This window comes from Micromonospora sp. NPDC007208 (assembly GCF_042869175.1).
Taxonomy (GTDB): Bacteria; Actinomycetota; Actinomycetes; order Mycobacteriales; family Micromonosporaceae; genus Micromonospora; species Micromonospora foliorum.
Genome location: NZ_JBIAFG010000023.1, coordinates 85,023 through 93,569, shown reverse-complemented (window position 1 = coordinate 93,569; position 8,547 = coordinate 85,023). Strand labels below are relative to the sequence as shown.

At 70.6% G+C, this 8,547-nt stretch carries 6 protein-coding genes; 5 read left to right on the top strand and 1 reads right to left on the bottom strand.

What is annotated here, in order from left to right:
• Positions 1-170 precede the first annotated feature (170 nt).
• Together mmsA and mmsB are read left to right on the top strand one after the other, a co-directional pair.
• Positions 171-1,709, top strand: a complete 1,539-nt coding sequence (gene mmsA, locus ACFYL6_RS31145; RefSeq protein WP_387176801.1) for a multiple monosaccharide ABC transporter ATP-binding protein — start codon at positions 171-173, stop codon at positions 1,707-1,709.
• Positions 1,706-2,956: a multiple monosaccharide ABC transporter permease gene (gene mmsB, locus ACFYL6_RS31140; protein WP_238659502.1), complete on the top strand. Its 1,251-nt coding sequence runs from the start codon at positions 1,706-1,708 to the stop codon at positions 2,954-2,956. The genes mmsA and mmsB overlap by 4 nt, the downstream gene beginning before the upstream one ends.
• Before the next feature lie 58 nt (positions 2,957-3,014).
• Here mmsB and ACFYL6_RS31135 read toward each other — a convergent pair whose 3' ends face one another.
• On the bottom strand, positions 3,015-4,394 hold the full coding sequence (locus ACFYL6_RS31135) for a DNRLRE domain-containing protein (protein WP_387176799.1): 1,380 nt from the start codon (positions 4,392-4,394) through the stop codon (positions 3,015-3,017).
• A gap of 220 nt (positions 4,395-4,614) precedes the next feature.
• On the opposite strand from ACFYL6_RS31135, the gene ACFYL6_RS31130 reads away from it, so the two are divergent.
• The 3 genes from ACFYL6_RS31130 to ACFYL6_RS31120 all read left to right on the top strand — a co-directional run bounded on the left by ACFYL6_RS31130 (position 4,615) and on the right by ACFYL6_RS31120 (position 8,543).
• Positions 4,615-5,913, top strand: coding sequence for an MFS transporter (locus tag ACFYL6_RS31130; protein ID WP_387176797.1), 1,299 nt, complete (start codon positions 4,615-4,617; stop codon positions 5,911-5,913).
• Positions 5,910-6,893 (top strand): TolB family protein, encoded by a 984-nt coding sequence (locus tag ACFYL6_RS31125; RefSeq protein WP_387176795.1) that lies wholly within the window; start codon positions 5,910-5,912, stop codon positions 6,891-6,893. Before ACFYL6_RS31130 ends, ACFYL6_RS31125 begins: the two co-directional genes overlap by 4 nt.
• 123 nt (positions 6,894-7,016) lie before the next feature.
• On the top strand, positions 7,017-8,543 hold the full coding sequence (locus tag ACFYL6_RS31120) for an alkaline phosphatase D family protein (RefSeq protein WP_387176793.1): 1,527 nt from the start codon (positions 7,017-7,019) through the stop codon (positions 8,541-8,543).
• The last annotated feature ends 4 nt before the right edge of the window (positions 8,544-8,547 follow it).

Genomic DNA, 8,547 nt, shown 5'->3' with positions numbered 1-8,547 from the left:
ATCAAACTCACCCACACCCGCGGGCGGTTCCACCCCGCGGGCGGGGGGGGGGTTGCCGGCGCCCCCGCCCACCCCCCACACCCCCCCCCCCGGGGGGGGCCGGGGCCCCCCCCCCCCCCCCCCCACGCCTGGGTGCGTACCGCGTCCAGACCTGACGGAGGACAGTGACCATGGACGACACCATCCTCGAGATGCGTCGCATCACCAAGACCTTCCCCGGCGTGACCGCGCTGGAGGACGTCACCCTCGCAGTGCGCCGCGGGGAGATCCACGCCATCTGCGGTGAGAACGGCGCCGGCAAGTCCACCCTGATGAAGGTGCTGTCCGGCGTCCACCCGTCCGGCTCGTACGACGGCGAGATCCTCTTCGACGGCAAGCCGATGCAGTTCCGCGGCATCCGCGACAGCGAGGCGAACGGCATCGTCATCATCCACCAGGAGCTCGCCCTGGTGCCGTACCTGTCGATCGCGGAGAACATCTTCCTCGGCAACGAGCGGCGTGGCCGCAGCGGCCTGATCGACTGGAACTTCGCCAACGCCGAGGCGGCGAAGCTGTTGGCGTCCGTCGGGCTGCACGAGAACCCGGTCACCCCGGTCATCCAGCTCGGCGTCGGCAAGCAACAACTGGTGGAGATCGCCAAGGCGCTGTCGAAGAAGGTGCGCCTGCTCATTCTCGACGAGCCGACCGCCGCGCTCAACGACATCGACTCGGCGCACCTGCTCGACCTGCTGCGGGCCCTCAAGGAGCAGGGCATCACCTGCATCATGATCTCGCACAAGCTCAACGAGATCACCGCCATCGCCGACTCGACCACTGTCATCCGGGACGGACGCGCGGTGGAGACCCTGGACATGAAGTCCGACGACGTGAACCAGCAGCGGATCATCCGGGGCATGGTCGGACGCGACCTGGACAGCTTCTACCCCGACCGCGAGTCGTCCCCCGGCGACGAGGTCCTCCGCATCGAGGACTGGACGGTGCGTCACCCCGTCCAGGACCGGATGGTCGTCGAGGGCGTCGGCCTGTCCGTACGCGCCGGTGAGGTCGTCGGCATCGCGGGCCTCATGGGTGCCGGCCGGACCGAGCTGGCCATGAGCGTGTTCGGTCGGTCCTACGGGCGTGACATCCGGGGCCGGATCTTCGTGCACGGGCGGGAGGTGCAGGCGCGCACCGTCGCCGAGGCGATCGACAACGGCATCGCCTACGTCACCGAGGACCGCAAGCGCTACGGCCTCAACCTCATCGACGACGTGCGGCGCAACGTGTCTGCCGCCGCGTTGGACCGGCTGTCCCGCCTGGGCTGGGTGAACGGCAACGAGGAGATCAAGGTTGCCGAGGCGAGCCGCCAGGAGATGAACATCCGCACGCCAAGCGTCATGGCGGTGGTCGGCAAGCTCTCCGGCGGCAACCAGCAGAAGGTCGTGCTGTCCAAGTGGCTGTTCACCGACCCGGACGTGCTGATCCTCGACGAACCCACCCGTGGCATCGACGTCGGCGCCAAGTACGAGATCTACACGATCATCAACCGGTTGGTGGCCGCCGGTAAGGCGGTGATCGTCATCTCCTCGGAGCTGCCGGAGCTGCTCGGCATGTGCGACCGCATCTACACCCTCGCCGCCGGCCGGATCACCGGCGAGATGCCGGTGGCCGAGGCGACTCAGGAGAGCCTCATGGAGCTGATGACCAAGGACAAGGAGCTCGTCGGATGACCAGCATCAAGACCCCTTCGACGGAGCGCCCCACGCCGCCGGACAGCACACCCACCGCGGCCCTGCACAGCGGGACGAACGACCTGCGGGCGCTGGTGTTGAACAACCTGCGGCAGAGCGGGATCTACGTCGCCCTGGTCGTCATCGTCGCGCTCTTCGCGGTCCTGACCGACGGGGTGTTGCTGAGCCCCGGCAACATCACCAACATCGTCCTCCAGTACTCGTACATCCTGGTCCTCGCGATCGGCATGGTCATCCTGATCATCGGCGGGCACATCGACCTGTCGGTGGGATCGGTCGTCGCGCTCACCGGAGCGGTCTCCGCCGTCCTGGTGATCCAGCAGGGCCATCCCTGGTGGATCGGCGTCGTGGCCGCGCTTGTCGTCGGCGTCGCGGTCGGCGCCTGGCACGGGTTCTGGGTGGCGTACGCCGGCATTCCGGCCTTCATCGTGACCCTGGCCGGCATGCTGCTGTTCCGGGGTCTCACCCTGCGGGTGCTCGACAACATCTCGCTGTCGCCGTTCCCGTCCGAGTACCAGCAGGTCGCGGCGGGCTTCCTCAACGGCCTGCTCGGCGGGCAGGGCTTCGACGCCTTCACGTTGCTGATCGGCGCCATCGCCGTGGCCGGCTACGCGGTCAGTGGCTTCCGCACCCGGGTGGCGCGCATCCGCTACCAGCAGCCCGTCGAGTCGTTCCCACTGTTCGTCGCCCGGGTCGTGCTGGTCGGCGCGGTCCTCATGTACTTCGCCTGGCAGCTGGCGCACGCCCGAGGGCTGCCGATCGTGCTGATCATCCTGGCGGTCCTGGTGCTGGTCTACGGACTGCTCACCCGGCGTACCGTCTTCGGTCGCCAGGTCTACGCGATCGGCGGCAACCTGTCGGCGGCGGCGCTGTCCGGGGTGAAGGTCCGCACCGTCAACTTCTGGATGTTCGTCAACATGGGCTTCCTGGCGGCGGTGGCCGGCGTCATCTACTCGTCGCGGTCGAACGGCGCCCAGCCCGCCGCCGGCAACATGTTCGAGCTGGACGCGATCGCCGCGGCCTTCATCGGCGGCGCGGCGGTCACCGGTGGCGTGGGCACCGTGGTGGGCGCGATGGTCGGTGGTCTGATCATGGCGGTGATGAGCAACGGCATGCAGCTGATGGGCATCGACCAGTCGACCCAGTCGGTGGTGAAGGGTCTCGTCCTGCTCGTCGCGGTCGCCTTCGACGTCTACAACAAGCGTCGCGCCGGCACCGCCCGCTGACGCTCGGCCGGTACGCACGTGCCCCCTGCCCGCCTCGCGGACAGGGGGCACGCGTCGTTCAGTGGCAGGTGCCGGTGCCACTGTCGGTGTAGGTCTGGCCAGCCACCGGTACGAATTGCCAGTCGTAGCTGCCGGAGTGCAGGGTGAACTTCAGCAGGCCCCACGCCGAGCTGTTACGCGCCTCGCTGTTGGGCTGGATGGTGCCGAAGCCGTAGTGACCGGCGCCGCCCATCCCGGCGACGAAGCTGCGCAGACCCCGGCTGGAGTCGGCGCCACCGGCCGGGTTCATCGGCGCGAACCGCTCGTACACGTGGTTGTGCCCCCACACCACGACGTCGGCGTTGTAGTCGTACAGGGCCTGGTACAGCGGACGCGTCGACGTCGACGGCGCGTGGTTGGAGCTGGACGTGAACAGCGGGTGGTGCCAGTACGCGATGGTGCACGGCTTGCTGCTGGCGGCCAGGTCCGCGCGCAGCCACTGCTCCTGCGTCGAGCCGGCCGACATGCTGATGTTCGAGTTCAGCGACACGATGTGCCAGTTGCCGAGGTCGAACGAGTAGTAGCCGCGACCGCTCGGGCCGGCGGACGTACCGAAGTAGTTGTAGTAGCCGGTCGCCCCCGACGTGTTGTAGTCGTGGTTGCCCGGCGACGGGCGGGTGCGGGACTTGTGCCGACCCCAGGTGGGCTCGTAGTAGCTGTTGAACTGCGACGCCGTCCCGCTGTCGTAGACGTTGTCGCCGGTGGTGAAGACCGTTCCCGGGATGCTGTCGAGCAGCGTCGCGGTGGCGCTGTCGCCGGAGCCGGAGTCGGCGATGTCGCCGGCGCCGACGAACACCGGGTCACCCGACGGGGGTGGCGTGGTGGTCCCGGTGGTGACCACCAGTTGCGGGGCGTCCGCGCCGCTCTCGCGGGTGTCGTAGTAGGCGCCGTCACCGCTGGTCGAGGTGGCACCGAAGCTGTACGTGCCGTTGCCGGTGACCGCGGCCGTGACGTCCACCTCGTACCAGGTGTTGCCGCTGACCGCGCCGATCGTGCCGAGCGTGGCCCCGTCGATGGTCGGCTGGTTGTTCCAGGTGGTGCCGGTCTCCGACCAGGTCGTGTTGGACATCCGGCGGAACGTGCCGCCGGCGTCGCTGCCGCTGTTGCCGCTGATCGTGCGCAGTCGCAGCTTGGCGCCGGTCACCGTGCCGCTGACACCGCTCACGGTGAAACGCAGGAACGAGCGCCGCACGGGCGAGTTGTCGACCACGACCTGCGTGGACGTGCCGTAGTTGGTGGCGGCCGTGTCGCTCTGGACGTAGGTGTCGGCGACCGGCGTGAAGGTCACGCTCGCCGCCGACGCCGCGCCAGCGCCGGTCACGACGACGGCGGCGGTGGCGGCGACGATCACCGTGACCACCCCCAGCGTCACCGACGGACGGGGGAATCGAATGTCCATCCAGGACTCCTTACCTCGTGGGAAGAGCGCATGGAATGTAGGAAGGTCGATGAGCCGGTGGGCGACGGGCGGATGAACAGTGCGTCCGGGCAGGCGAACACCTCGGTGTTGGGGACCCGTTCACCCGCACCTCGCCCGGATGCCACCGACGGTCCGTTGTGTCCCCTCCACTGAGTACGGACGATGGCTGACCGTCAGCCGTCGATCCGAGGAGATGCTCGTGTACCTGTCGACCGTCTCCCGACCGGTCGCCGACCAACCCGACGCGGGGCCCGGACGCCGACGGTTCGCGATGGTCAGCGGCAACGTCGTCGCGCTCGGCACGGTCAGTCTGATCACCGACGTGTCGGCCGAGATGGTGGCCGCGGTCCTGCCGCTCTACCTGGTGCTGGGCCTGCACCTCAGCCCGGTGGCCTTCGGCGTGCTGGACGGCGTGCACACCGGCGCCACCGCGCTGCTGCGAGTCGTCGGTGGGTTCGCGGCCGACCGGTGGCGGCGGCGCAAGCTGGTCGCCGGCGTCGGGTACGCGCTGTCGGCGGTCGCCAAGCTCGGCCTGCTGCTCGCCGGCCGGTCGATCCCGGCGATCGGCGCCATCATCGCCGTCGACCGGCTCGGCAAGGGGGTGCGCAGCGCGCCGCGCGACGCGCTGATCACGCTCTCCACGCCGCCCGAGGCGCTGGGTCGGGCGTTCGGGGTGCACCGGGCGATGGACAGCGTCGGCGCGTTCCTCGGGCCGCTCGCCGCGTTCGCGGTCCTGCTGGTCGTCGGGCAGTCGTACGACGCGGTCTTCGTCACCAGCTTCTGCGTCGCGGCCCTCGCGGTCGTGGTGCTCGTGCTCTTCGTCCGGGAACGGCCGGACGGCGGGGCGGTGGACGGCGGGGCGGCGGACGGCGGGGCGGACGACCCGAAGGTCTCCGTCCGCGAGGCGTTCGGGCTGCTGCGCGGCGGGCCCGCCCGCCGGCTGGTGCTGGCCGCCGCGATGCTCGGGCTGGCCACCATCGGGGACGGCTTCGTCTACCTGTTGCTGCAACGTCGGATGGACCTCGGCCTGCGCTGGTTCCCGCTGCTCGCGGTGGGCACCAGCCTGGCCTATCTGGTGCTCGCCGCCCCGCTCGGCGTGCTCGCCGACCGGATCGGTCGCCTGCCCGTGGTGATCGGCGGCTACACCGCCCTCGGTGCGACGTACCTGCTGCTGGCCGGCCCGGTCGACGGTTGGCCACTTATCGTCCTGGCGTTGACGCTGTACGGCGCCTTCTACGCGGCCACCGACGGCGTGCTCATCGCGCTCGCCGGTCCGGTGCTGCCGGCGCGCGTGCGGACCACCGGAATCGCGCTGGTGCAGACCGGGCAGGCCCTCGCCTACCTCGTCTCCTCCGTGCTGTTCGGTCTGGCCTGGCAGGCGTGGGGGCCGGAGAACGCGATCCGGGCGGCGGCCCTCGCCGTCGCCGGCGTCCTGGTCGGCACGCTGCTCCTGCTGGCCTCCCCGTCCCGACTCACCACCCGGAGGGTGCCCCGATGACCGCGATGTCGACCCGAGCGAAGCTGGCCGTGGTGGTCGCCTCGGCCGTGCTGCTGGGCGCGGTGGCGGCCGGCTACGCCGCCACGGCAGCGGAGGCTCCCGCGACGCCGCCGCCGGCCGGCGGCGAGCAGGCGGTCACCCTGGAACCCGGGCCGCGCCTGCTGGCGATCACCGACCGCCACGTCTCCACAGTCGCCACGACCGATCCCGCCGGGCCGCGCACCGTCGCCGGCCTGGAATGCCTCCGGGTGTACGCCGCGGCCGGCACCGGGGTCTGCCTGAAACCGGAGACCGCGTGGTCGTACCAGGTTGTCGTGCTCGACGCGGCGCTGCGCCAGACCCGGGCGGTCAGTGTGCCCGGTCTGCCGAACCGGGCGCGGGTCTCGGCCTCCGGCCGGATGGTCTCCTGGACCACGTTCGTCGGTGGCGACTCGTACACCTCCAGTGGCTTCTCCACCCGCACCGGGATCCTCGACACCCGCACCGGCGTCACGGTGGCCTCGCTCGAGGAGTTCGCGATCACCCGGGACGGCCGGGGCTACCGCAACGCGGACGTCAACTACTGGGGCGTGACCTTCACCGCCGACGACAACCGCTTCTACGCCACAATGGCGACCGGGGGGAGGAGGTACCTCGTCCGGGGTGACCTCGCCGCCCGTACGGTCGAGACGCTGAAGGAGAACGTCGAGTGCCCGTCGCTGTCACCGGACGGCACCCGACTCGCGTTCAAGGAGGCAATCGACGCCGACCCGGCGAAGGGCTGGCGGCTGTCGGTCCTCGACCTGGCCAGCATGCGGGTCACCGCGACGGCCGAGACCCGCAGCGTCGATGACCAGGCCGCGTGGCTGGACGGCGGCACACTCGCCTACACGCTGCGTCGGGACGACGGCGAACCCGACGTCTGGAGCGTCCCGGCGGACGGGTCCGGCACGGCGACGCTGGTGATCCCCGGCGCCGAGTCGCCGTCCCCGCTGACCTGACGTCCCGACCCCCTGGCCCCGGCGGTCCGGACACCTGAACGCCTTGCCGCGGACAGCATTACGTCATGCCGGATTCCGCCGGGCACCCATCGCCGTTCATCGACGTTCCCGAGGCTGTTGACCATGACAAGGCTGAGCCGTCGCATCTTCGTCCTCGGTGGACTGGCGACCGCGGGAGTCGCGGTGACACCCCTTCAGGGTGCCCGCGCCGCGGTGCCGTACCCCTTCAAACTCGGCGTGGCGTCCGGTGATCCGGCGCCCGACAGCGTGGTCCTCTGGACCCGGCTGGCACCATCCCCGCTCAACGCCGACGGGCAGGGCGGCATGGCCAACGCCGACGTGACAGTGGAGTGGCAGGTGTCCACCACCGACCGGTTCACCTCGCTGGTCGCCTCCGGCTCGGTGGTCGCCCGCTACGCCGACGCGCACTCCGTGCACGCCATCGCGGGAGGGCTCGCCGCCGACTCGGACTACTACTACCGGTTCCGGGCCCAGGGCCAGATCTCGCCGGTCGGGCGGACCCGGACCACCCCGGCGCCCAGCAGCTTCGGCCGGGACCTGGTGATGGCCTTCGCCTCCTGCGCCCACTACGAGGCCGGCTACTACACCGCGTATCGGCGGATGGCCGAGGACAACCCGGGCCTGATCCTGCACCTCGGCGACTACATCTACGAGGGCGGCGTCGGCAGCTCAACGGTGCGGCAGCACGTCGGCTCCGAGATCGTGTCGCTGGCCGACTACCGCCGCCGGTACGCGCTGTACAAGTCCGACCCGGACCTCCAGGCGGCGCACGCGGCGGCACCGTGGCTGGTGGTGCCGGACGACCACGAGGTGGAGAACAACTACGCCAACATGGTCCGCAACGACAGCAGCCCCACGCTGACCGCCGCCCAGTGGACCGCACGGCGGACCGCCGCGTACCGGGCCTACTACGAGAACATGCCGCTGCGGCCGGCGTCCGCCGCCAGCGGCAACAGCATCCCGCTGTACCGGCGCGTCCGGTGGGGGCAGCTCGCCACCTTCCACATGCTCGACACCCGACAGTTCCGTGACGACCAGGCGTGCGGGGACGGTTGGAAGGTCTGCGCCGACGCGGACCTGGCCTCCCGGTCACTGACCGGCGCGGCCCAGGAGGCGTGGCTGCTCGACGGGCTGGCCCAGCGCTACGGCACCTGGGACATCCTCGGTCAGCAGGTCTTCTTCGCCCAGCAGCTCGACGCGAACGGGGCGGCGAGCATGGACGCGTGGGACGGCTACCGGGCCTCCCGCAGCCGGATCCAGACCGGGTGGCAGCAGCGTGGGGTACGCAACCCGCTGGTGCTCACCGGCGACGTGCACCGGTCGTGGGCCAACGACCTCAAGGCCGACTACGCCAACCCCTCCTCGGCCACCATCGGCACCGAACTGGTCTGCACCTCGATCAGCTCGACCGGCAACGGCAGCGGCAGCACCACGGTCCCGAACGCGGCGGCCAACCCGCACCTGAAGTTCTACTCGGACCGGCGCGGCTACGTCCGTACCACGATCAGCCGTAGCCAGGTCCGCGCGGACTTCCGCGCGGTGAACACGGTGACCGAGCACGGCGCGGCGGCCTCCACCGTGCGCTCGTTCGTCATCCTCGACGGCCAGCCCGGCCTGCAGGCCGGGTAAGGGA

What these genes read in the sequence shown, in the direction of transcription:
- mmsA (WP_387176801.1), top strand. Translation starts at nt 171, where the DNA reads ATGGACGACACCATCCTCGAGATGCGTCGCATCACCAAGACCTTCCCC.
- mmsB (WP_238659502.1), top strand. Translation starts at nt 1,706, where the DNA reads ATGACCAGCATCAAGACCCCTTCGACGGAGCGCCCCACGCCGCCGGAC.
- ACFYL6_RS31135 (WP_387176799.1), bottom strand. Translation starts at nt 4,394, where the DNA reads ATGGACATTCGATTCCCCCGTCCGTCGGTGACGCTGGGGGTGGTCACG.
- ACFYL6_RS31125 (WP_387176795.1), top strand. Translation starts at nt 5,910, where the DNA reads ATGACCGCGATGTCGACCCGAGCGAAGCTGGCCGTGGTGGTCGCCTCG.
- ACFYL6_RS31120 (WP_387176793.1), top strand. Translation starts at nt 7,017, where the DNA reads ATGACAAGGCTGAGCCGTCGCATCTTCGTCCTCGGTGGACTGGCGACC.